Consider the following 23,604-nt stretch of genomic DNA (forward strand, 5'->3'; position numbering starts at 1 on the left):
ATAGTGCTGTGACTGCTGAAGATAGTGCTGAGACTGCTGAAGATAGTGTTGGGACTGCTGAAGATAACGCTGAGACTGCTGAAGATAGCGCTGAGACTGCTGAAGATAGTGTTGGGACTGCTGAAGTTAGCACTGTGACTGCTGAAGATAGTGTTGGGACTGTCGATAGCCACTCAGCTACAACATCGGACAAGCATAAAAATCCCCCACTCATCGAAAGTGAGGGTGGGGGATTCACTTAAAAATTCGTCAAGCAGATTGGTTTTTCTTTCGTATGGAAAAGATCGGTCAGCTTTTCAACATAAGACGAATCATCTAGCGAAATTTTTCCATACAAATGAAGTCTATCAAAATCAACTACGCCCATGACGAGACTGGAGAAATCCGCAATGTCGATTGTCACGTTTACATCGGGTTTGGCACCTTGGATAACAGTAGGTTTTCCTGCATTAAATTTTACAGTGACTTCTTGTTCATTCGCTTGATAAAAAGAATCCTGAATATCAAATGTCACCGTCAAGTTCGATTGTCCAAATCGGTGGTCACTTAAATTCATGAAAAGATGCTTTACATTAATGACCCGGTACATCAATCCGACGCCCGAAACATTTGTCTGATGGTATACGAAAGGAATTTTGTTATCAGAGCCGTCTCGTGGATCCGTCAGTAAATGGTGAAATGCTTCATCTTGTGTCTGGAAAAATATTCGATGGACTTGGTCTTTTTGTGAATGCAAAAAGGTAGATAATTGTCGTAAGGCGTCATCATCCGTGTAAACAAATTCGTGAACCATGATGTTATTGGATAGCGTGTTATTTGCATCTTCACGCTTCATGAAGGAGAAGACGACATAGCCAGTCAACTGACCATTCTTTTCAATCCCTACATATTTGAAATTAGGCTTTTGAATCATCCATTCGTATTGTTCTGCTACTTTTTTCATGGCGCCATGATGTTGTGCAGCAAACCGATTATAACAATCAACGAGCAGATCTAAATCTTTTTCCTGTAAATAGACAAGATCGCCTTTATAGCCAAAATTCGGGAATGCATGGGGCGCAATTCGATATTGATCCATTTTCGTACCATAACCGAAGCCCATTTGATGATAAAAATCTGGTCGAAATGCGTAGAGTACACCAAATGTGTATCCAGCTTCATCGTAATGCTTTAAATAATACTCAACCATTGATTTAGCGATGCGTTCTTTTTTATGCAAAAGGTCGACGGCGACAGAGCTCAATCCGCCTGTTTTCAAAAAATGACCAAATACGTTCATTTCATAGTCGAACAACTGCATGGAACCGATCAGTTTATCGGCTTGCATAACCCCATAGTATTTGCGGTCGTCACGAGCTAAATTCTTTTTCGTTTTTTCAATAATCTCATCTAGTTTTTCTTTTGAATCTGTAGCATTGGCTGTATATGCTTGCTGTCCAAGTGTCACTAAATCTGTTGCATGGTCAGTGTTCAATCGTTTTACTTCGTGCATATGTAGCTCCTCCTTCAACATTCATGACTTCATTTCTTCTATTATCGTACATTTTTTTCTGAAAAATAAAAAGTGTGTAAAAGCATACCTGCAAAGACTTGGACCGTGAAATAATTGTGCGGTACGTTGTCAAGGTGTTTTTTTCCTGTTAAAAAAACGCTATAATATAGAGAATGATTGGTCGAATAGAAGAGAAAGGTCGGTAAAAATGCCATATCGTGATGAGCAACTAACGGAAGAAAAAGTATTTAAAGATCCTGTCCATCGTTATATTCATGTCAGGGATAAAGTTATATGGGATTTAGTAGGTACCGCGGAATTTCAACGGTTAAGGCGTGTTAAGCAGCTTGGTACAACTAATTTGACGTTTCATGGAGCGGAACATAGTCGTTTTAACCATTCATTGGGCGTCTATGAAATCGTCCGCCGAATTCTTGAAAACTTTCGTGATCAGCCAGAATGGGATCCGAGCGAGCGGTTAGTTTGCTTATGTGCTGCATTACTTCATGATTTGGGCCACGGTCCTTTTTCCCATTCATTCGAAAAAGTATTTAATCTAGATCATGAGGAATTCACCCGTGCGATTATCCTCGGAAATACCGAGGTGAATGCAGTCTTACGTAGGGTGGATGAAAGCTTTCCTCAAGATGTCGCAGATGTGATCAATAAAACGTATGCGAACAAGCTTGTCGTCAGTTTAATTTCGAGTCAAATCGATGCCGACCGAATGGATTACTTACAACGTGATGCGTATTTCACGGGCGTTAGTTACGGTTATTTTGATATGGAGCGGATTTTGCGTGTCATGCGACCACTCGAGGATCAGTTAGTGATTAAGGAAAGTGGCATGCATGCGGTGGAGGATTATATTATGAGCCGCTATCAAATGTATTGGCAAGTGTATTTCCACCCTGTGACGCGAAGTGCAGAAGTGATTTTGACAAAAATCTTGCACCGCGCAATGCACCTTTATCACAGCAATAAATATCAATTTGCATTGAAACCACGCCACTTTGAAAGTTTCTTTAACAAAGAGATATCAGTTGAGGATTATTTGAAGTTAGATGAAAACATCGTTTATTATTACTTTCAGATCTGGCAGGAAGAAGAAGATGAAATTTTAGCGAATCTCTGTCGACGTTTCGTCAATCGAGATTTGTTCAAGTATATTGAGTTCGATCCAGGAAATAGATATCTGGAATTAATTGAATTAAAGGAAGCCTTTACAGAGGCGGGCATCGACCCAGCGTACTACTTGGAAGTCGATTCCTCATCTGACTTGCCTTATGATTTTTACCGACCGGGTGAGGAAGAAGAACGCCTACCGATTCATTTACTGTTCCCGAACGGAGAATTGAAAGAGTTATCGAGACTATCTGATATTGTAGAGGCAATTTCGGGTAAGAAGAGAACAGATCATAAGTTGTATTTTCCAAAAGATTTAATTGAACAACTTCCCGAAGAATCACAAGCTAAGAAACGAATCTTGGAAATTTTAAGAGGATAGGAGTCGAGTAGAATGTTAGAGGATCACGCCAAACTGTTAGCATTTTTTGAGCAAGCAAAGGAAGTTGTCGGACGGAAACGCCTGCAAAAAATGATCTATATTTTAAAGAAAAACGGAATTGATTTTTCAGAACGGTATTCTTTTCATTTTTATGGTCCTTACTCCGAGGAATTGTCTACACGTATAGAAGAATTGTCGAATCTAGGATTTATCCGAGAGAATAAGGAAAAAGAAAAAGGGTATCATCAATATAGATATCAACTGACGGATGAAGGTATTTCTTTTTTGGATCAAACGAAACCGAAACTACCAAACATTTCTGCCCTCATCGATGAAATGAATGCAAACTCTTCTCGTTTTTTGGAGCTTGTTTCCACGATGCTTTACTTTGATAACCTTCCAAAAATCGAAGTAGAAGAAAAAGTATTGACTGTTAAAAGTAAACAAAATTTCACGGAAGAAGAATTTCGTGATGCTTGGGCCTTTATTGAGCGAATCAAACAACCGCATTAAGGAGACGTAACCGATGTTTTCACTTATGCTGATTGCCTTTGTATTTATACTTGTCACTCTAGTTTTATCTACCTGGTATTCGATCGTGAAAATCAAGAGAAAACCAGGGAATGTAGGTCCATGGATTGCTTTGATTGTTCTGATTGCAATTATTCTTTTAGTGATCTATTTTGGAATTATGTATTTATAAATATTTGAGAAGAAGCGAATCGCTTAGGGCGGTTCGCTTTTTTATTTATTGCGGAGTAAAAAAGCGTAGTAACTAGCCATTTAATTTTAGAATATGGGTTCTTCTTCATTTGATAAGCCCATGAGATACGGTGAAATGAGAAAAAATAGGAGAATGATAATTACGCTGTAGCTAATGATGACCGGTAACGGAATCGACAAACCAAATAGGATAGGCAGCAAAATATAAGGGCCTATACCTGTGAAGTTCATTTTCCATAGAGAGTCTTTTGATTGATATTGCGCTTTTCCGCAATAAGGGCAAGTCAATTCTCGTTTGAATCGTAGAAGTTGGAGAAAGGTCATCTTCCACGTCCATTGGTTATTGCAATTTTGGCAAGTAGGTAATGACATTGGATTCACTCCATAAATTTTATCTGCATTTAGCATATCAAAAAATGAATTTTGAATCTATGTAAAGTTATCAACAGTTCGTGTGTGTTTATCGTCAGTTAGGAGCGGTTTATCAGCAGTTAGCGCGTGCTTATCAACAGTTAGGAGCATTTTATCGACAGTCAGCGCGTGCTTATCAACAGTTAGGAGCGGTTTATCGACAGTCAGCGAGCGCTTATCAACAGTTAGTAGCAGTTTATCGACAGTCATCGAGCGCTTATCAACAGTTAGAAGCATTTTATCGACAGTCAGCGCGTGCTTATCAACAGTTAGGAGCGGTTTATCAGCAGTTAGCGCGTGCTTATCAACAGTTAGGAACGTTTTATCGACAGTCAGCGCGTGCTTATCAACAGTTAGGAGCGGTTTATCGACAGTCATCGAGCGCTTATCAACAGTTAGGAGCGTTTTATCGACAGTCAGCGCGTGCTTATCAACAGTTAGGAGCGGTTTATCGACAGTCATCGAGCGCTTATCAACAGTTAGGAGCATTTTATCGACAGTCATCGCCCGCCTATCATCAGTCAGCTCGCACTTATCATCAGTCACCCACGCCTAGGTAAGTGCATATGATGCTCAAAAAGGGGGCGTCATCATGGAATTAACCTTAGCTCATGGGATGTATGCTTTCGTAACGCTCGTTGTCATTGTCACAATGGTGATGAGACGTGGCGTTGTATTGCCTACATTAATAGGTACGTTTATTGTTGCGTGGATGATGACAGGAAATTTGGTGACTGGTTTTACGTCTGTTTTCAATGCCAATCTTACGGCAGCGACTGAACTATTCAATATATTTTTGATTATTACGTTTATGGTAGCCTTATTATATGCATTGAAAGATCTCGGTGCTGACCAGGAAATGATTAAGCCGATTCAAAAAATTATGGTGAATGGTCACCTGGCTTTCTTTGTCTTGGTCGTTGTGACATATGTCATTTCATTGTTCTTTTGGCCGACGCCTGCAGTTCCACTGATTTGCGCATTGTTGTTACCTGCAGCAGTCAGGGCTGGATTGCCGGTTATAGGAGGAGCTATGGCGATTGCGATTGCCGGACAGGGAATGGCCTTGTCATCCGATTATGTTATTCAAATTGCTCCGACCATCAGTGCAACTGCTGGTAATTTGGAGACGGCGATTATTGCTGATAAAGCGTTAGTTCTCTCACTGATCGCAGGTGTGATTGCGATTGGTATAGCTTATCTAATGATTTATAAAAAAATCAAACAACCAGAGAATCCGCTCAACGAAAAGGAAATGAAGAAGCTACCTGGTCAATCAGAGGAAGAAATCACGACACGAAAATTACAAACAAAAAACCTTCCCGTATGGAGAAAGTTTTTTGCCTATGCGGTTCCGATTTCAATGTTACTCGTCATGCTCTTTATGGTTTATACAAAAGTGAATAGCGGGGGAGCGAGTGAACTGGATGGAGGCGATGGTGCTGCCTTTATCGGTGGAGTTGCCGTGTTATTGTTAGCGGCCGCTTCTGTAGCCTATGGGAAAGGGAAAGCGTTTGATCATATCAGTGAGCATATCACAAACGGTTTCGTGTTTGCTTTCAAAGCAATGGGTCCAGTTATCCCAATTGCTGGCTTCTTTTTCCTCGGAAGTAATGAATTTTCCGGAAGTATTCTTTCATTGGGAGAGGATGCGACGGCTCCAGCGCTACTATTTGAGTTAGTGGAGGCAGGCCAAAATGCCATACCAGAAAGTGCTTTTTTAACCGCCTTCGGAATTTTAATCATCGGAATTATTACAGGTCTTGATGGTTCAGGATTTTCAGGTTTGCCTTTGACCGGTGCCTTATCTGGTGCGCTAAATACAAATGGCATTGATCCAGAAACCTTGGCAGCCATCGGTCAGCTTGGTTCGATTTGGACGGGAGGCGGAACAATTGTCGCCTGGTCATCCCTTGTCGCAATCGCCGGTTTTAGTGGAATTTCGGTTATGGAATTGGTGAGGAAAAACTTTTTACCGGTCATGGTCGGTTTAATTGTGATGACGATTGTCGCCGTACTCATTTGGTAAGTGAAATCAATAAAAAATCCCGCCAAACGTGTGGCGGGATGTTGCTTATTTTGCACGTAGACGAGCAATACGTTCATCCAAATCTGGGTGAGAAGAAAAGAGTGAAGCAAATCCACCTTTTCCATTGATTTTCAACGTTTGAATCGCTGCATCATCATGACGGTCATCAGCAGCTACTTGATTTTTCAACGATTCAAGTGCATGAATCATCTTATCTTTCCCTGCTAAATCTGCGCCACCTCGGTCTGCATGGTACTCTCTATAACGCGAGAAGGCCATGACAACGATACTTCCGAGTATGGAGAAAAGGATTTGGAAAATAATGATTGCCGCAAAACGTACGACGTAAGCCATTTCTTCACGGACGAATCTCGAAACAATTATCGCTGCAACACGAGATAAGAACACGACAAATGTGTTTACGACACCTTGTAAAAGCGTCATGGTAACCATATCGCCATTACTTACGTGAGCCATCTCATGAGCTAAAACACCTTCAACGGCGTCTTCATCCATTGACTGTAAAAGTCCGCTGGATACAGCAACTAATGAGCGTTTTTTCGTTGGCCCTGTTGCAAAAGCGTTTACTTCACGTGATTGGTAAATCCCGACTTCTGGCATATGCATTAAGCCAGCAGCACGAGCTAAGCGGTGAACTCTTTCGACGAGTTGACGTTCCTCAGTTGATAAATCATCGCTCGGATCAAGGACTTGTACACCCATCATTTTTTTCGCCATAAATCGTGACATGGCAAGTGAAATGAAGGAGCCGGTAAAACCGACCACCAAGCTGAAGATCCCTAATGTGACATAACTGATTTCACCTTGAGCGTTGGTGATGCCACCGATATCAAAAAAGGACGTAATAATCGACCAGATAATAACAATGGTCGTCAATACGAGTATGTTCGTCAATATAAACATTAATATTCTTCTACCCAAAACTGTTCCCCCTATGTCTTTTCAATACATATCTTGCTATTATTATAACATGGATGAAAAGATTTCAACCATGTTGAAGCGAATATTCTTTGAAGATTGAAACGGATTGATTCCTTAAATCGTATAACTAGTGAGAGGTGTACATAAATGAACAAATATACGTTAGTCGCTCTATTGCTGATTTTATGTGTTGGATGCTCGAACAATGAATCCTCGAAAGAATTGCCGGAAATTAATGGGGATTGGTACGGTGCAATTGAAACGCCAAACGCTCCACTCCCGATTGAGATCACATTCGATCATGACGAAGAGTTAACCGGAACAATTACTATTCCACCCCAAAATATCCAAGGGTTCAGTTTATCCAACATGAGCTTTCAAGACGAAGAACTTTCCTTTGATATGGAAATTCCTGGACAAGTGATTCGATTCAAATCCAGTAAAGTTACTTCTGAACTTATTGAAGGTGAATTTCATCAGCAAGGTGCAACTTTTCCGTTTTATTTAGAACGCTCGCCCGAAAATGAATCATCGACTGAAGACACTGCAAGCGACATCGTTTCCGTTGAAACAAATCATGGAAAATTATCAGGTGAATTATTGCTTCCTGAAAAAGAGACAGATACAGTCGCATTAATCATTCCAGGCTCAGGTCCAACCGATCGAAATGGAAATTCAGCTGCGGGGACGAACAACAGCTTAAAAATGGTTGCGGAATCGTTGCGTGAAGAGAATGTTGCAAGCTTACGTTACGATAAACGCGGTGCTGGATTAAATCAAGATGCGGTCATTAATGAAGAGACCCTTTCATTTGATGACTTCATTGATGACGCGGTTTTTTGGTTGGAAGAATTACGAGCAGACGACCGCTTTGAGCGTCTCATTGTCATCGGTCATAGCCAAGGTTCGTTAGTCGGAATGACAGCCGCCCAACAAGTAGAAATCGATGCCTTTATCTCCTTAGCTGGTGCAGGAAGGCCAATCAATCAAGTACTACAAGAGCAGCTTTCCGCTCAACTTGATGGCGATCTGCTAACAGAAGCTGAACAAATCATTGAGCAGCTTCGTGATGGCCATCAAGTAGATGATATCAGTCAACCACTGGAGAGCACTTTTCGCAAAAGTGTTCAACCATTTTTAATCTCTTGGATGAACTATAATCCGGTGACTGAAATTAGCCAGTTGAGTATTCCAATGTTAATCATCAATGGGTCGACGGACCTTCAAGTGCCTGTCGAAGCTGCTGAGATGCTCCATTCTAAGGCTCAAGATGCACAATTAAAAATCATTGAAGGCATGAACCATGTATTGAAGCCTGCGCCAATGGAACGAAGCGAAAATCTGAAGACATATAACCAACCGAATTTACCTCTTGCAGATGAATTAAAGGAATCCATTAAGGCATTTCTCGCAAAACTCGATGAAGAATGAATGACTAAGACTTATCATGAGGAGGAGTTTACAAATGATTTTAAAAACACTTTCAACCTCGTTACTAGCAGGGGTTATATACACGATTATTATGGGAATATTTTTTAAGAAAAAAGGAATAGACCCCTCAAGAAAATATATAAGTGGTGTCGTATTTACAGTTTGTCTATTTTTCGTTTTATTAGTGTTGGAGGTCTTTTAGTTTCTTCGATGTTTTGGCGTCAATTGAAGGTTGATCAATAGAATGTCAAAAGAAGAGGCTGCAAAAACCTTAAGTAGTTCAGAAAACATGTAGAAAAAGTACAATATCACATTAAATTTCATAAAAAACGAATAGTAACACCCTAAATAATACACGGAAACGCTTGGAAATAATCCAAGCGTTTTAATTTTTTCTATATTGTTTCCTTTAAGCATCTGCTTGTTTAGTATGGTGATTTGACTAATATTTCCTTTTTACCAATTGTAGCAGTTGCAAACCGTCAGACGGATGTCCGTTATATGCGCCCATCCAGCGAGGGTATGTTATTGGTATAACCGTTGCAATAAACTGAATAAGGTTAAATATTGTTGCTCCCCAAAAAAATGAACGCAAATCATCAAGTGGTACCAAAACTGCTATCAACCCGAATAAAAACACAAGTGCCAAAGACATTATTGGACCACCAGCCAAAGCAACAGCCTTCTGATGTTTCTTTAATCTCCCTTCCCAAGCGACGAAACCTACATACGACCAATTTATATGAAAATGAAGCCTACCGATTCTGAAATTTTCTTTATTCTCCTTATTTCTATTTCCTAAATAAACATGTGCATTAGACTTTGAAGTGGTGACAACACCAATGCCATGTCCTATTTCATGCAATAGAACGCAGATTGGGATAACCAAAATATAAAAAAGTAAGAATAATAACATTGATCATCTACTCCTAATCTTTCTTCTTAATCAATTTTGCCCCAATCGTTTAAGTATGTATCTTCACAAACTCTCATCTTAATTATATGATATTTGTTATTAAAATCTAAATGACAATTATACTGTAAACTAAATTCTCTCCACATCATCTTTACTTAGCAAAAAACCTTTTCTTTTTGTTTTTAAGATTAACCCAGGTATGAAGCGGGAAAATAAAGACAGAAAGAAAGGGGCTGAACAACTATGAAAAAAGTATATTTTGCTCTAATGACGTTTCTTATTACAAGCTTTTTAGTCGCATGTAATTCTGGTGAGGAACAGAATGCTAATGATTCCTCAGGAGAAAGTTCTGAATCTCAAGTGGAAAATACGGAGAATGGCAACGAGGCTGAAAAAGAAGACACAACTACGGATCAAGGAAATGGCAATGAAACAGATACAAGTGACTCAAAACAACTTTCTGAGAGTGACATTGTCGGATATGAGTTGCAGATTGATTTAATTAACGAAGAAAAGTATGACTACTCTTATGATTCACAGGATAATGAGTATGAGATCGAAGTAGGAAATGGAAATACACAAGAGATTACTGGAGAAGACGCAAAAGCTGACTTGGAAGAATTACGTGGATTTGCACATATTGATCCGAATCAGCCGATAGATGATATGGTTGAAGCAACATTAAGTCATATCAACATTGATATAACCAATTTAGCGGATTATAAATTGGAAACGAACTATAAGCAAGGACCTCAATATAGCGTTGAACATCGAACAGCAAAAGGCCCAGGAAATGGTGAAATTCTTGGTTTTAATCTCTCAGTGACCAAAAACAATAATGATGAATTGGAATATGACTATGAACGAAGCGGTGAAGCTGTTATCGAAAAAGCGAACGGTGAAGAAACAGAAGGTGCTCATGAAGAAATTGAGAAACTATTGGAAAATGTAGAGATTTCCTCCGATCAAAGCTTTGCTGAAATAAAGAAAAATGTACTTGGACAGATAGATATCAACGAAAATGACATTCAGGAATTCGAGCTTGAAGTCAAGTACGATAATGAAGAAGAGATTAACCTAAGTTACGACGTAGACGATTGATGTGTAAATATTTCCCGGTGTCTATTACATCGGGATTTTTTATGACCATTTGTCAATTTCATTGTTAAAAACCCGTATAAGTTGGTTTAAGTTTATTTATGTATACCAATATGAGATAATAAATATAAGAATTTTGTCAATATTTCATGTTCATTGGTTCAATATTTCTATGAGGGGAAAGTGATATCAATGGGAAAATTATCAAAAGTACTAGGTGTGGCAGGTGTTGCTGCTGGAGCGACATATCTGTCAAAAAGCGAAAACCGTGAGAAGTTAAAAAAGCAGTTAAATAAAGGGCTAAATATGATTAACAAAACCGATGTGAAGAGTTGGGGCAAGCCGTCGGATGTAGAAGATGCCGAAATGGTGAGTGAAGGCGCGATGACGAGTGTGCAATACTATAATAAATTACAAGGAAAGTCGCAGGGTGAATAGGCAGTTTAGCTAAACATCAATCGGCATGTTCAGTAGTAAGGGGTCAGTCTCTAACGATGCTAGCAGGAAAGCATTGTTAGAGACTGATTTTTTTAACTGCAAAGATGATTCGCTCGTCACTAAAGAGAATGTGGTGGTAATAAGCAAAGCCAAAAAAGGCTTCAACCATCAATAACTGATGATTGAAGCCTTTTTTTGTCGTGTCTTATTCAATCGCTTCGCTGACAGCACCAATCATTTCAGATACTGAAATAATTCCTCCACCAGATAAATACCAGTAGTTTGGATCAAGGTAGACAATTTGGTCTTCTTGATAAGCTGTCGTATTTTCCATTAATTTGTTTTCGATTGTTTCTTGAGCCATTGGTTGGTCATTGACAACAGCATCCCGGTCGATGACAAATAAGTAGTCTGGATCTAGGTCGACAATGTATTCAAATGAAACGTTCTGTCCATGCTGAGCAACTTCAACATTCTCGTCAGCTGGTTTTACACCGAATACTTCATGCACCATGCCGAAGCGTGAACCAGGTCCAAATGCACTGACTTTACCACCGTTTGATAAAACGACAAGTGCATCTTCCTCAGTGTTCTCAGCTTTATCTTGTAGCTCTGTAAGTTGTTCATTCACTTTGTCGACTTCTTTTTGCACCTTGTCTTCTTTGTCAAAGATTTTTCCAAGTAAACCAACATTATGTTCAAATGATTCCATATAGTTATCTGTGTCTAATTCCACATAAATGGTTGGCGCAATTTCACTGAAATCTTCATAAGCATCTCGTTGACGAGTTGAAATAATAATCAAATCAGGATCCATAGCGTGAATGGCTTCAAAATCAGGTTCCTTTAAGCCACCGACATGTTCATAGTCTTCAGCGTCATATTCCTCTAAATAAGTTGGTAAAGAATCTTTCGGTACTCCCGCAACAGGAAGATCCAATGCTTTCATGGAGTCAAGCATACCGAAATCAAAAACAACGACCTTTTCTGGATTCTTTTCAACTTCTACGCCGTCTTCCAGTTTGTGGTCAATTGTAATGGTCTCTTTCTCATCGTCAGTATCACCTTGTGCATCGTCCGAACCGCATGCAGCTAAGGCGAAAGTCATTAATCCAATCAATACAATAAACAGAAACTTTTTCATCTGTAACCATCCTTTGATTTTTGTTAATTTAATTAAGCAAAATAAACACAAACTCTACATTTATCGATTTGTTTAATCGGAATGTCCATATCATATATTTCTTTTAATGTTCCTTGTTCAATGATTTCATTCGTTGGTCCTTGGCGGATGATCTCACCATTTTTCAAAGCAACTACATAGTCTGAATAAAATGATGCAAAGTTGATATCATGAATAACGAGAATAACTGTTTTCCCTAATTCATCAACAAGTCGTCTTAATACTTTCATGATTTGTACAGAATGCTTCATATCCAAGTTGTTTAATGGTTCATCGAGCAAAATATATTCGGTGTCCTGAGCGATGACCATGGCGATGAATGCACGTTGGCGTTGACCACCACTGAGCTCATCCAAAAATTGATTTTCGATTTCGTGAAGCTCCATAAACGACAACGCTTCATCGACTTTATCCCAGTCCTCTTGAGTCAAATTACCTTGGGAGTAGGGAAAGCGACCAAAAGATACGAGTTCTCGAATCGTCAGGCGAACATTCAAGTTGTTGGCTTGCTTTAGAATCGCAACCTTTTTGGATAGCTCGTTACTTTTCCAGCTGTTGATCTCTTTCTTATCGATCATGACTTCACCGACATCATGTTTGATCAGTCGGCTTACGGCTGAGAGTAACGTACTTTTCCCTGCACCATTCGGACCAATGAAAGATGTAATTTTTCCTTTTTTAATATTGACGGAAACATTGTTCACAACGGTTTTATCATTATATTTTTTGGATAAGTTTTTTACTTTAATCATGCTCGACTCTCCTTTAATAGAAGGTAGATGAAGTACACTCCACCGATGAAGTTAATAATGACGCTAATCGTCGTTGAGAAGGTGAAAATTCGTTCAACGATCAGCTGGCCAGCCACTAAAGCGATGATGCTGATCAGAATGGCACCAAGAATCAGTATGCGATGTCGATACGTTTTCAAGAACTCATATGCTACGTTTGCGACTAATAAGCCTAAAAAAGTAATTGGGCCAACGAGAACAGTAGCAACGGAGATCAAGATTGCAATGATGATAAAAAGTCGTTGAACGACCCTGTCATAGTCGACACCTAAGTTAATGGCTGTATCTTTTCCAAGCGAAAGAACATCTAAGTATTTTTCGAATTTCAAAAAGTATAATGTCGCTAGTCCCATGATCAAAAGAGCTACATAAAATAGTTCGGTATTGACGTTATTAAAGCTCGCAAACATTGCATCTTGAACAATTTGAAATTCATTCGGATCAATCAACACTTGCATGAAGTCAGATAAACTTGAGAAAAATGTCCCGAAAATCAATCCGATTAATAAAAGGAAGTAAATATTTCCTTCTCGTTTAAATAAAAAGTGATAGAGAGCCAAAGAGAATAAAATCATTAACACAATAGAAATAAAGAAATTCACATGTTGATTCATTAAGGTCATGCTCGTTGAACCAAATAAAAAGATGATAAATGTTTGAATCAATAAATAAAGTGAGTCCAACCCAATAATGCTTGGTGTCAGAATCCGGTTGTTCGTAATTGTTTGAAAGATAACGGTCGAAAAGGCAATGGCACTGCCTGTCAAGATTATCGAAATAATTTTCATCGTACGTTTTGGCAAAATATAATCCCAGTTACTTCCCAGGTCGGTGAAAAGGAAGGCTAAAATGAGCACGACTGCCAAAATGGATAAAATGATTAGTTTGGTTGAATTACGCATAATTTTTTCTCCGTAATAAAAGATAAATGAACATGCCGCTTCCAATCACACCGACCGTTAATCCGATTGGAATCTCGTAAGGATAAATCAACACTCTCCCTAAAATGTCACAAAACAATACGAACACAGCGCCGAGTAAAGCGGTATGTGGTAGATTGCTACGTAAGTTATCTCCCTGATAAATGGAGACGATATTCGGAATGATCAATCCTAAAAATGGAATGACCCCAACTGTCAACACAACGACAGAAGTCGATACGGCAACAATGATTAACCCGACATTAACCACTCGTTTATGATTCATTCCAAGGTTAATGGAAAAATCTTCACCCATCCCGGCAATCGTGAACTTATTCGCAAAAAAGTAAGCGATGAATAGTGCTGGAATACTTATGTATAACAGCTCATAGCTTCCAGATAAGATTATCGAAAAGTCACCTTGCAACCAGGCAGTAATCGTTTGAATCATATCGTTTTTATAAGCAAAAAACATCGTGATTGAACCGATGATATTTCCGAACATGATTCCAATCAATGGAATGAATATCGCGTCTTTGAATTTGATCTTATCGAGTAATTTCATAAACAAAAACGTACCGAGCAAAGCGAAGAAAAAAGCGCTTCCTACCCGGAAGAGTGGGTTTGCCGCTGAGAATGCAAGCATGGATACGAGAATACCTAATCTTGCTGAATCCATCGTTCCAGCCGTCGTTGGAGAAACAAATTTGTTTCGGCTTAACTGCTGCATAATCAATCCACAAATGGCCATGCTTGCTCCCGCGATGATGATACTGATTAAACGAGGAAGTCGGCTGTGCAACAAAATCTGTTGCTGAAATTCATTTAAATGGAAAATATCAGTTAAGCTAATGCTTGAAACTCCGATAAAAATAGAGCTTACTGAGAATACAACTAAAGCGATAACTAAATATCTAATTTTCATTGCTAATCATACTTTCATTTCGTAATTCCCCTAGGGTTTGCCAATAAAGAAAATGCGCCGTCCTCTTTAAAACTGGTACATGCAATTGATAATGATTATCATTGTCGCTAAGGTAAATATTATAATGAAAGTTTTAAGAAATCAAGAGGTAAATGAAAATTATTCTCATTAATATAACATTTTTTGTGAAATGAGAGAGGAGAAAAGTGTAACATCAATAATTTTTTCATCATCTGAATTTAAATCAAGTAGTTACTGAATGAAGAACTCCACGACCGATTACATGTAAGAGGAAAGAGTTTGGTCGAAGAGAACTCGTCTCGACGCCTGATCGAACGCCGAGCAAATGAATTCGGTCCTAGAGAATCCATATCGCTACTTAAGACCAGACGGCAACGATAAAATCAGTCTTCGCAAACATATTTAAAGGATCTCATCAAAATATCCCTAGCCACTTTTGCGACTAGGGATATGAAATAATAATTACGTTTAAGGCTCAATGTAACTCTATTATGCAACTTGTTTACAAGCTTCCGCACACTTGCGGCAAGCCTCTGCACATTCTTTACAGTGATCATGCTCGTGTTTTTCACATTCTGTTGCACAATCTTCACAAACCTGTGCGCAAAGTTGCGCGAGTTCTTTTTTATACTTTGTGTTTTGAGAAAGGGCTTGTTCGAAAAATGCACAGATCTCCGCACATTCGCGGTCGAGCTTGATACATTCAGCCATCATCTTCACATTATCTTCCTGAAGACATGCATCAAAGCAGTGATTACATGCTGCAACACATTCATGAAGTGTTTGAATTAATTGTTGATTTTCTTGATGAGACACGTTTATGACCTCCATGGATTTTATTGCTTACATAGTGAGTTATCCCCAACCTTTTTGTATTTAAACAGTTTCAGAAAATTTAATTTATAAAGAATTACTTCAGGCATTCATGATATACTTTCGGTAGGTGATTATTTATGATAACGATTCAAAGCGATCTACGACAATTTCGAGGGACTCATTATGAACTGGGTTATCGACAAGGCGAAGAATTAAGCGACTCGCCTATCTTAAAGACGCGCCATAAATATTGGAAATTAAAACGACCACGATTCAACATAGACGTTCAGGAAGCGAAATCAGCTTTTCTGCAATTTGCTCCAAAAATTTGGGATGAATTTGAGGGCATTTCTGACGGATCTAAACAACCACTTGAGAATATTTTGCGAGACTTTGGTGGATATCGGATGGAACCAGAAAGAAGCGGCTGTTCAGTATTTGTCCAAGATGAATTTTTAGTCAGAAATTATGATTTTCAACCGGTAACTTACGATGGACGGTATATGGTTTATCAACCGACCGATGGAGGTCTGGCGGTGATTGGACCAAGCTCAAGAGTGACGGGACGAATGGATGGCATGAATGAGTACGGCCTAGCGATCGGATACAACTTTACGCATCGTAAAAAAACAAAGGATGGTTTCGTATGCTATATGATCTCGCGAATGATTTTGGAGCTGTGTGAAAATGTCGATCAAGCCGTTCAGCTCATCAAAGAATTGCCGCATCGAAATGCCTTTAGTTATATTTTACTCGATCAAACTGGTGAGCATTATATTATTGAAGCCAGTCCAAGAGATGTAACCGTACGGCAAGCAAGTGAATGTACCAATCACTTTCTCACGCAAGAAAAAGAGAATCGACATCATATCAAAGAGTCCCAAACACGGCTCGAAAAAATCAAAGAGCTTAAACCATCAATGCTTTCACCTGAGAAAGCATTTGAAACATTTAATGCGAAGGGCAAAGGGATTTTCTCGGACAATTATAAAAGCTGGTCGGGAACGATTCATACGTCACTATATCAACCGCGAGCGTTGAAAGCATGGATATCACTCGGCGGAAACCAGCAACCTGAAGTTTTTGATTTTCAACAATGGTTGAAGGGAAATGATTTTCAACAATCAACACTTACAGGAAAACTCGAAACGGATATTCCGATTGCAAATATGGAATGACAAAGACTAATTCAGGGTGAATTATAGAAGACTTTTATCTATAGTTGATAGAAAAATCGGTTAACCGACTTGTTTATCGGGAAAATGACGAACAAGATATTCAAAGAACGGTCATGAGTACATTAAATCAAAAGGAGGAAATTTTATGGTCTCATTAGAGGATGTTTTAAGAGCGAGGGAACAAATCGCTGAGACGATTCACAAAACGCGTATTCTTCGATCCTCTCAGTTATCAGAAATGACAGGAGCGAATATGCTTTTCAAATCGGAGCATTTGCAAAAAACAGGCTCATTTAAAATTCGTGGAGCAACGAACCGGGTGATCAATGCTGAGAAAGAAGGCGCAAAATACATTACCGCTGCCTCTTCTGGTAACCACGGGCAGGCCGTTGCCTATATTTCGAATCAGTTAGGCATTCCTGCCACCATTGTCGTTCCAACAGACGCTACAGAGAGCAAAGTGAATGCCATTCGAAATTATAATGGGAAGGTTGAATTTGCTGGAACAACATCAGCAGATCGAATTCCGAAAGCAAAGGAAGTCGCAAAAGAAAATGATGGTGTATTTATTCCACCTTACGATCATCCAGATATTATCGCGGGCCAAGGAACAGTCGGCTTAGAAATTACTGAGCAGGTACAAGATGTAGATATCGTTTTTGTTCCAGTCGGCGGTGGCGGTTTAGTTGCAGGAATCTTGACGGCAATTAAAGAAATCAACCCAAACATTAAGGTTTATGGCGTCGAACCAGAACTCGCGAATGACACAGCTGTCTCATTGCAAGAAGGTAAGATTATGACAGCCGGAAACCCAGCGAACACGATTGCCGATGGTCTACGAACGGATCAACCTGGCGATTTAACGTTTCCGATTTTACAAAAATATATTGACGATCTCATCGTTGTAAAAGAGGACGATGTTCGATTTGCAATGAGCTTCGTTTATGAACGAATGAAACAAGTGATTGAGCCGTCCGCAGCTGTTTCCCTGACCGCAGCATTAAACAGTGATGTAGACATCAAAGGCAAAACAGTCGTGAATGTCTTATCCGGAGGTAATGTGGATTTGTTTAAATTAAACGATCTATTAGTGAAAACAACGAAATAGAATTAGCCTAACGTCTATAGATTGTGAATCTATGGACGTTTACATTTTTTTCGTTATACTAGTATCATCGTATTAGAAAGAAAAGGGGAACCTAGATACATATGAAAAATGCTCGTTTTAGAGAAAAATTAAAATGGGTGCCACGCTTAGTCTATTTTGATGAAAATGACTATTTACGAGAAAAAGCACGAGATAAGAAAAAGATCCAAGCATTAATCGATGAAGCGGAACATTTATTCATCAATGAAGATGATTCCAATGAACGTTTTTTCTTAGCTGGAACGATGGGGAATCTTTATCGAGTGATCGGAAAATTAAACCGCTCGATCGGATACTTAAATGTGAGCTTGGAAATTGCGAAAGAAAACAAAGATCTTACGAAGGAAATCATTGCGACCATACGTCTTGGTGAGTCATTAAAATATGCCAACAAGCACGCAAAGGCTTTAACATTATTCGAGCAAGCGCTCCACACCGCATACGAAAATGACGCAGCGTATATTGATTTTGCCTTTCAGCACAAAGGCAAATGCTTGATGGAAATGGGCCAGTCTGAAGAAGCAATGGAAGCCTTTCAAGATGCCCTTACCATCAGAAGCAGCAAAGGGAATCAAGAACTTGTCGAATCAACCGAACAGGCTATTTTGTATTTAGAAAGCACGAAAATATAGAATTTTGGAGTGGGTCGCTAAAGGATGCGGTCCACTTTTTTAGTATGGGTAAAATCTCTGACATATTTGGCCACTCAAGATGGGGTAGTGACTGTCGGACAACAACCTTCCGTAAAGCTTATTTTACTCGTGTAAAAGGTCGTTATAAGCTCACTCCTTGCTCGCTAACGTGTTTAAACATCTCTGTATCGGGAAAATAAACAGTAAGCCGAACCCAAGAACAAAATATAAGTGAGTGTTTTGCAACATGGGAGGTATTGTTAATGACTCATCGAAGAGAAATAGACGATTATGTAGACGAATTGTACGCCGAAGCACATGAAACCGAACGTGTAAAAGAGAAAAAAGAAGAAATAAGCATGAAGCTTTCTGAAAGCATGCGTGAATTTGAACAATCCGGAGTGAGCGACCAAGATGCCTTTGAAGAAGCAATCGTCAATACGAAGAACCTCCAAGGATTTACAGATCGCTGCGAAAATAAAAATATATTGGATGGAACGTCAACAGAGCAACACGTACATCCATCCATGACCAATAAGCTATCGATTGCAGGAATGGTAGCAGGAATTGGCTTTTTACTACTCGGCATAGTGATGTCTATGAATATTTCATTATTCGGCATTTACACGACAGCAGCACCGGCGATGTTTTTCTATGCTGTACTCGGAGGAATGCTATTCACTTACTCTTTACTCGCTAGAAAAATAAGAGTAGACAAAAACATGACGCACCAAAGAGCAGCTTTATATGCCTGTGCCGTAGGAGCAATGCTGTTTGCCATCTTCGTTACCATCACAGTTGGGTATTATACATCCAATTGGTTGGCAGGAATAGTGAGCTTTGCCTTGTTCTTCATAGTAGGTTTAGCTTTATTCATGCACCTGTTATTTTCTAATGAAGCAGAGAGAAATCAATAATAGATTGGGTCTGAATCCGTTTAGCTGGGATAAACTCAGCTGGACGGATTTTTGATGCATTATATTAGAAACCAAAAAAACAAGCGGCCAACACGCCGCTTGTTTTCAAATTATTCCTCAAAACAGTAATGAAAAGTATTAAAATCCCTTCTCAAATCCAACACTTTTTTCTTAACATTTGTTGGTTGGTCTTCATTTTTTACAATCTTGGAGATCAATTCAGCGATATAATCCATATCTTTTTCTTTCATACCAAGTCGTGTTGCTTCAATTGTTCCGATGCGAAGCCCGCTTGGTTTATCCCAATCTTCAGGTCGATCTGTTGGAATGAGGTTTTTATTGACGATGATATTGGCTTCAGCTAATCGGTTAGCTACTTCGTATCCACCACCGAATTCGCCGACTTTTGCAATTACCTGGTGTGTTTCTGTGTATCCTTTGTGTTCACCCAATACACTAATCCCTCGATCATTAAGTCCTTTAGCGAGGGCTTTAGCGTTTTTGATGATTTGCCCCATGTATTCCTTGCCAAATTCAATAAATTCCGCAGCAGAAACAGCTAAAGCAGCAACTCTATTGACTTGGTGGGTAGCAGCAAGTGCCGGGAATATTGTATCGGTAATTCCTTGAGTCAAATCAGGATCGTCCCATAGGATGATTCCACTTTGAGGACCTGAAAAGGTTTTACCAGCAGAACCTGTGATTACGGCGGCTCCTTCTTTCAAAGGGTCTTGGAAGTATCCTGCGCCAATCAATCCGAGTTGGTGAGCACCATCAAAGTAAATTTTTCCGCCCCATTCAGACACGATGTCAGCCATCTCACGAATCGGAAATGGAAAGAGAGTCATGGAAGCACCTAGTGTGACTAATTTAGGTTGAATTGCTTTGGCTTTCTCAGCAAATGCATCAAGGTCGACTGTTAACTCATGGGAGTCAAACGGAATATCTTCAATCTTTAAACCTCGAATTCCTGCCGGACCATCCGAGCGGTTACTGGAATGGCCACCAACAGGCTGTGACATCGTCATTACCGTATCTCCGGGCTCTGTTAATGTTCCATAAACCGTCAAGTTTCCAATCATGCTGGCGATTAATCGATGATCTGCATAGTTAAGTTAAACGCTTTTTTCAATAATTCCATACATAAAGCTTCGATTTCATCAATGTATTGAGTACCGGCAAACCAACGTTGTAGAGAGCCAATGTGACCTTCAGCAGCCCTTGTACCGACTTCTGCAGACAGCAATTTACGAACAATTGGACTTGTCGGTGCTTCAGGCGCAAGCAAGTTCAGGCATTCATCTCCTCGCCAGATTTCATTTCTTCGTACAGCATTGACGACTTCCTGACCAGCCATTCGTGCAGAAGGGCTTTGCTCGATTAACTCTCTTGCCCAATTTAAAACTTTCTCATCATGTACTTCCAGTCGCTGAATTGTTTCCATGAAAATTCCTCCTTAGATCAATTGTTTTGACAAACTTAACCAATTCTCTTCAACTGCTAAAGCAGCTTGTTCTGTTTTGCCATTTTCAACATAATAAATGATTTTTTCGTGATCTTGGATGGAGTATTGTGCTTGTGTAGAATCGAATTTGAGATATTCCAATCGTCGAATTTGGGGGAGCAAGCTTTGGATGCATTCATCAATCTTTTTGTTACGTGCTAACCGAATGAATAAGTTGTGAAATTGATCATCTGCTTGAATCGCTTCCAGGGAGTTTTTTTGCTTTATCTTTATGGCCAATTGTTGGTTCAATTCTTTCAACTTTAATAAATCTTCTGGAAGCATATTAGGAATAGCTAGTTTAGTGGCGAGCGCATGTAAATTGGCTACAACGACGAATGACTCTTTCACCTCCTGCTCGTCGATTTCGCTGATTCGAGTGTGAGAAGCTGGTCTGGTTTCGACTAAACCTTCCAACTCTAATTGCTTGAGTGCCTCCCGTATGGGGGTTCGGCTAACCTCAAAGCTATCTGCTAGTTCCACATCCCGAATTTTCTGGCCTGGTTCTAGCTCCAAGGTGATAATGGCATCTTTAATCGCATGATAGACGTGTTGGGATAAACTAATTTTATTAATGGATTTAAAGTTTGTATGCGTTTTCATATATCCAATATATTGGATATCAGTAAATAAGTCAACGCAATATACTGAATATTTTAAAAGTTATTTATTTTAGGATTTAAATTAAAACAAAATCTTTCTTGTGTATAATGGAGAGAGATCATTATATAGGGGGATGGAACAATGAAAACGACTTTTGAGGAGATCATTGATATCAACCGTTTTGGTGAAAATGATCCAGTTGATCTAAATGAATTGGCGAAACTGGCGGAAATCGAACAGGTATCAAAATCAGATGAAAAAATACTTTTTTTGGGTGTCGATCTTCAAAATGACTTTCTGGAAGGTGGGGCACTTGGTGTACCAGATTCGTTCAAAGATCTAGAAAGAACACTTCGTTTTTTGTATGAGCATTTTAATAAAATTTCACACATTGCAGTTTCGCTGGATACGCATTTCATCCAACAAATTTTCCATGCGGCATGGTGGATCGATGAGGACGGCAATCATCCAGAGCCTATGACGATTATTTCCGTGGAAGATGTAGAATCCGGCAAATGGCAGCCTGTTAAACATAAAGAAGATAGTTTAGCTTATGTGAAGGCATTAGAGGAAAATGGACAAAAACAGTTATGCATATGGCCGTACCATTGTATCGAGGGAACAACGGGTGTGATGTTGGAGAGCCAGTTCGCTAAGTTTATTCACTTCCATTCATTCGTTCATGGCAACCCGATTAAAAAAGTCGTTAAAGGAAAAGGGTTCAGTGAAATGTATGGAATTGTCCAACCAGAAGTTGGTCGTGAAAAAGATGAATCATTATTAAGTTATTTACGTGAATTCGATAAAATTATCGTTGCGGGACAAGCTGAGTCGCATTGTGTTTATGAGTCAGTGAAACAAATCGTTGATCATTACCGTGAGGATAATGAATTTTTGAAACAAATATACGTGTTGACGGATGGAATGAGCTGTATCCCTGGATTCGAAGAGGTATCTGAGCAAGGTTGGTCAGAATTACGAAAAACAGGAATTCAGTTGGTTGATTCGACAGATCTCAAGCTTTAAACGACAGTATTTCCTGGGAAATGATTGTTTATGACATGATTTTGATTTCAATTGAAAATGAAATTTATCCATTAAGAAGGGAGGTCCTTCATGAAAAAAATCGGCATTCTTGGAGGGATGAGCTGGGAGTCGACCGTTACGTATTACCAGATGATCAATCGGATGGTAAATCAACGTTTTGGTGGTTTGCATTCAGCAAATTGTTTGATATCGAGTGTGGACTTTCACGAAATTGAACAGTTACAAGCACAGGGTGATTGGGAAAAAGCTGGCGAGATCCTGGGAAATGAGGCGTTGAATTTAGAAAGAGCTGGCGCGGATGGTGTGTTGCTGGCTACCAATACAATGCATAAAGTTGCTGAACAGATTGAAGAGAAAATATCAGTGCCATTTCTTCATATTGTTGACGCGGTTGCTGTTGAGTCTGACAATATGCAAATTTCTCGAGTAGGGTTATTGGGCACAAAGTACACGTTAAAGCTTGATTTCTTCAAAGATCGACTGAAGGAACGAAATATTGATCCAGTTTTACCGTCGGATCCCCAGATTGACGAAATGAATCGTATCATTTTCGAGGAATTGGTTCTAGGCGAACTGCATGATTCCTCTAAGGATTACTTTATAAAAGTAATGCAGGAGTTAAAACGTAATGGTGCCGAAGCAATCGTGCTTGGTTGTACGGAAATTGGATTACTCATCAAAGAGGATGATTTCCAATTGCCGTTGATCGACACGACAGCTATACATGCTAAAAAGGCAGTAGAATGGGCAATTCAATAATAAGCTACCCAGACGAATTGATAATTTTTTCGTCTGGGTCTTATTTTTTCTTTGTAATCGCAATTATTATTTGCACAATGAGGGATAATAAAGCGACGATGAATGAACTAAAAGCAATAATGACTAGAAAGATACCGTATTCCATCGAATCCACCTCCGTGTTAATTCACAGTA

Annotated in this window: 28 protein-coding genes; 14 read left to right on the forward strand and 14 right to left on the reverse strand. The window is 39.3% G+C overall.

The annotated features are described in order from the left end of the window. Positions 1-242 (forward strand): hypothetical protein (locus tag FPQ10_RS06865; RefSeq protein WP_222103058.1); only part of this gene is annotated, 242 nt, incomplete at its 5' end. On the opposite strand, the gene FPQ10_RS06870 is transcribed toward FPQ10_RS06865, so the two are convergent. Next, positions 239-1,492 (reverse strand): GNAT family N-acetyltransferase, encoded by a 1,254-nt coding sequence (locus FPQ10_RS06870; protein ID WP_186278591.1) that lies wholly within the window; start codon positions 1,490-1,492, stop codon positions 239-241. The two genes, FPQ10_RS06865 and FPQ10_RS06870, sit on opposite strands and share 4 nt — an antisense overlap. A 208-nt stretch (positions 1,493-1,700) precedes the next feature. Between FPQ10_RS06870 and FPQ10_RS06875 the strand changes: the two genes are divergently transcribed. The 3 genes from FPQ10_RS06875 to FPQ10_RS13045 are packed head-to-tail and all read left to right on the forward strand — an operon-like array spanning position 1,701 to position 3,702. Next, entirely contained in the window at positions 1,701-2,999 is a 1,299-nt protein-coding gene (locus FPQ10_RS06875; RefSeq protein WP_144162313.1) for an HD domain-containing protein, read from the forward strand. A gap of 12 nt (positions 3,000-3,011) precedes the next feature. Further along, the gene (locus FPQ10_RS06880) at positions 3,012-3,512 is read left to right on the forward strand and encodes a YwgA family protein (RefSeq protein WP_144162316.1); all 501 of its coding nucleotides are present in this window, start codon (positions 3,012-3,014) and stop codon (positions 3,510-3,512) included. 13 nt (positions 3,513-3,525) lie between these two features. After that, complete coding sequence (locus FPQ10_RS13045; protein ID WP_186278592.1) at positions 3,526-3,702, forward strand: hypothetical protein; 177 nt, start codon at positions 3,526-3,528, stop codon at positions 3,700-3,702. Between the two features lie 86 nt (positions 3,703-3,788). Here the strand turns inward: FPQ10_RS13045 and FPQ10_RS13505 are convergent, their stop codons facing one another. Together FPQ10_RS13505 and FPQ10_RS06890 are read right to left on the reverse strand one after the other, a co-directional pair. Further along, entirely contained in the window at positions 3,789-4,130 is a 342-nt protein-coding gene (locus FPQ10_RS13505) for a TIGR04104 family putative zinc finger protein (RefSeq protein WP_144162319.1), read from the reverse strand. 21 nt (positions 4,131-4,151) lie between these two features. Beyond that, positions 4,152-4,637: a hypothetical protein gene (locus FPQ10_RS06890; RefSeq protein ID WP_144162322.1), complete on the reverse strand. Its 486-nt coding sequence runs from the start codon at positions 4,635-4,637 to the stop codon at positions 4,152-4,154. Positions 4,638-4,725: 88 nt separating this feature from the next. Between FPQ10_RS06890 and FPQ10_RS06895 the strand changes: the two genes are divergently transcribed. Continuing rightward, positions 4,726-6,162, forward strand: a complete 1,437-nt coding sequence (locus FPQ10_RS06895; protein WP_144162325.1) for a hypothetical protein — start codon at positions 4,726-4,728, stop codon at positions 6,160-6,162. Positions 6,163-6,207: 45 nt separating this feature from the next. Here the strand turns inward: FPQ10_RS06895 and htpX are convergent, their stop codons facing one another. Next, positions 6,208-7,104, reverse strand: a complete 897-nt coding sequence (gene htpX / locus FPQ10_RS06900) for a protease HtpX (RefSeq protein WP_144162328.1) — start codon at positions 7,102-7,104, stop codon at positions 6,208-6,210. 147 nt (positions 7,105-7,251) lie between these two features. Between htpX and FPQ10_RS06905 the strand changes: the two genes are divergently transcribed. Next, a complete protein-coding gene (locus FPQ10_RS06905) occupies positions 7,252-8,535 on the forward strand; it encodes an alpha/beta hydrolase (RefSeq protein ID WP_144162331.1) in 1,284 nt (427 codons plus the stop codon). A 442-nt stretch (positions 8,536-8,977) separates the two neighbouring features. Here the strand turns inward: FPQ10_RS06905 and FPQ10_RS06910 are convergent, their stop codons facing one another. Beyond that, positions 8,978-9,451 (reverse strand): hypothetical protein, encoded by a 474-nt coding sequence (locus tag FPQ10_RS06910; protein WP_144162334.1) that lies wholly within the window; start codon positions 9,449-9,451, stop codon positions 8,978-8,980. A 243-nt stretch (positions 9,452-9,694) separates the two neighbouring features. On the opposite strand from FPQ10_RS06910, the gene FPQ10_RS06915 reads away from it, so the two are divergent. After that, positions 9,695-10,552 carry a YusW family protein gene (locus FPQ10_RS06915; RefSeq protein ID WP_144162336.1) on the forward strand — a complete coding sequence of 286 codons (858 nt, stop codon included), beginning with the start codon at positions 9,695-9,697 and terminating at the stop codon, positions 10,550-10,552. Positions 10,553-10,741: 189 nt separating this feature from the next. Further along, positions 10,742-10,987, forward strand: a complete 246-nt coding sequence (locus FPQ10_RS06920) for a hypothetical protein (RefSeq protein ID WP_144162339.1) — start codon at positions 10,742-10,744, stop codon at positions 10,985-10,987. Between the two features lie 205 nt (positions 10,988-11,192). Here FPQ10_RS06920 and FPQ10_RS06925 read toward each other — a convergent pair whose 3' ends face one another. From FPQ10_RS06925 to FPQ10_RS06945, 5 genes are all read right to left on the reverse strand, one after another. Beyond that, positions 11,193-12,131, reverse strand: coding sequence for a siderophore ABC transporter substrate-binding protein (locus tag FPQ10_RS06925; protein WP_144162342.1), 939 nt, complete (start codon positions 12,129-12,131; stop codon positions 11,193-11,195). Between the two features lie 32 nt (positions 12,132-12,163). After that, positions 12,164-12,922: an iron ABC transporter ATP-binding protein gene (locus FPQ10_RS06930; RefSeq protein ID WP_144162345.1), complete on the reverse strand. Its 759-nt coding sequence runs from the start codon at positions 12,920-12,922 to the stop codon at positions 12,164-12,166. Next, complete coding sequence (locus FPQ10_RS06935) at positions 12,919-13,863, reverse strand: iron chelate uptake ABC transporter family permease subunit (RefSeq protein ID WP_144162348.1); 945 nt, start codon at positions 13,861-13,863, stop codon at positions 12,919-12,921. The genes FPQ10_RS06930 and FPQ10_RS06935 overlap by 4 nt, the downstream gene beginning before the upstream one ends. Continuing rightward, positions 13,856-14,806: an ABC transporter permease gene (locus tag FPQ10_RS06940; RefSeq protein WP_144162351.1), complete on the reverse strand. Its 951-nt coding sequence runs from the start codon at positions 14,804-14,806 to the stop codon at positions 13,856-13,858. The genes FPQ10_RS06935 and FPQ10_RS06940 overlap by 8 nt, the downstream gene beginning before the upstream one ends. Before the next feature lie 510 nt (positions 14,807-15,316). Then, positions 15,317-15,643, reverse strand: a complete 327-nt coding sequence (locus FPQ10_RS06945; RefSeq protein ID WP_144162354.1) for a four-helix bundle copper-binding protein — start codon at positions 15,641-15,643, stop codon at positions 15,317-15,319. 137 nt (positions 15,644-15,780) lie between these two features. Here FPQ10_RS06945 and FPQ10_RS06950 point away from each other — a divergent pair, with 137 nt between their 5' ends. The 4 genes from FPQ10_RS06950 to FPQ10_RS06965 all read left to right on the forward strand — a co-directional run bounded on the left by FPQ10_RS06950 (position 15,781) and on the right by FPQ10_RS06965 (position 19,517). Next, on the forward strand, positions 15,781-16,821 hold the full coding sequence (locus FPQ10_RS06950) for a C45 family autoproteolytic acyltransferase/hydrolase (protein WP_144162357.1): 1,041 nt from the start codon (positions 15,781-15,783) through the stop codon (positions 16,819-16,821). Positions 16,822-16,966: 145 nt separating this feature from the next. Continuing rightward, entirely contained in the window at positions 16,967-17,929 is a 963-nt protein-coding gene (locus FPQ10_RS06955) for a threonine/serine dehydratase family protein (protein WP_144162360.1), read from the forward strand. A gap of 101 nt (positions 17,930-18,030) precedes the next feature. Beyond that, complete coding sequence (locus FPQ10_RS06960) at positions 18,031-18,600, forward strand: tetratricopeptide repeat protein (RefSeq protein WP_144162363.1); 570 nt, start codon at positions 18,031-18,033, stop codon at positions 18,598-18,600. 263 nt (positions 18,601-18,863) lie between these two features. Beyond that, a complete protein-coding gene (locus FPQ10_RS06965; RefSeq protein WP_144162366.1) occupies positions 18,864-19,517 on the forward strand; it encodes a hypothetical protein in 654 nt (217 codons plus the stop codon). Between the two features lie 110 nt (positions 19,518-19,627). Here FPQ10_RS06965 and FPQ10_RS06970 read toward each other — a convergent pair whose 3' ends face one another. The 3 genes from FPQ10_RS06970 to FPQ10_RS06975 all read right to left on the reverse strand — a co-directional run bounded on the left by FPQ10_RS06970 (position 19,628) and on the right by FPQ10_RS06975 (position 21,624). Then, on the reverse strand, positions 19,628-20,545 hold the full coding sequence (locus tag FPQ10_RS06970; protein WP_255439768.1) for an aminotransferase class I/II-fold pyridoxal phosphate-dependent enzyme: 918 nt from the start codon (positions 20,543-20,545) through the stop codon (positions 19,628-19,630). 62 nt (positions 20,546-20,607) lie between these two features. Continuing rightward, positions 20,608-20,961 (reverse strand): hypothetical protein, encoded by a 354-nt coding sequence (locus tag FPQ10_RS13300; RefSeq protein WP_255439771.1) that lies wholly within the window; start codon positions 20,959-20,961, stop codon positions 20,608-20,610. 12 nt (positions 20,962-20,973) lie between these two features. Next, a complete protein-coding gene (locus FPQ10_RS06975; protein WP_144162369.1) occupies positions 20,974-21,624 on the reverse strand; it encodes a GntR family transcriptional regulator in 651 nt (216 codons plus the stop codon). A 141-nt stretch (positions 21,625-21,765) separates the two neighbouring features. On the opposite strand from FPQ10_RS06975, the gene FPQ10_RS06980 reads away from it, so the two are divergent. Next, positions 21,766-22,650 carry a cysteine hydrolase family protein gene (locus FPQ10_RS06980; RefSeq protein WP_144162372.1) on the forward strand — a complete coding sequence of 295 codons (885 nt, stop codon included), beginning with the start codon at positions 21,766-21,768 and terminating at the stop codon, positions 22,648-22,650. Positions 22,651-22,740: 90 nt separating this feature from the next. Continuing rightward, the gene (locus tag FPQ10_RS06985) at positions 22,741-23,430 is read left to right on the forward strand and encodes an aspartate/glutamate racemase family protein (protein ID WP_144162375.1); all 690 of its coding nucleotides are present in this window, start codon (positions 22,741-22,743) and stop codon (positions 23,428-23,430) included. Positions 23,431-23,470: 40 nt separating this feature from the next. On the opposite strand, the gene FPQ10_RS13195 is transcribed toward FPQ10_RS06985, so the two are convergent. Then, complete coding sequence (locus FPQ10_RS13195) at positions 23,471-23,575, reverse strand: putative holin-like toxin (protein WP_222103059.1); 105 nt, start codon at positions 23,573-23,575, stop codon at positions 23,471-23,473. Positions 23,576-23,604 lie beyond the last annotated feature (29 nt).

The sequence above is a fragment of the Allobacillus sp. SKP2-8 genome (assembly GCF_007559355.1).
GTDB lineage: Bacteria > Bacillota > Bacilli > Bacillales > Alkalibacillaceae > Allobacillus > Allobacillus halotolerans.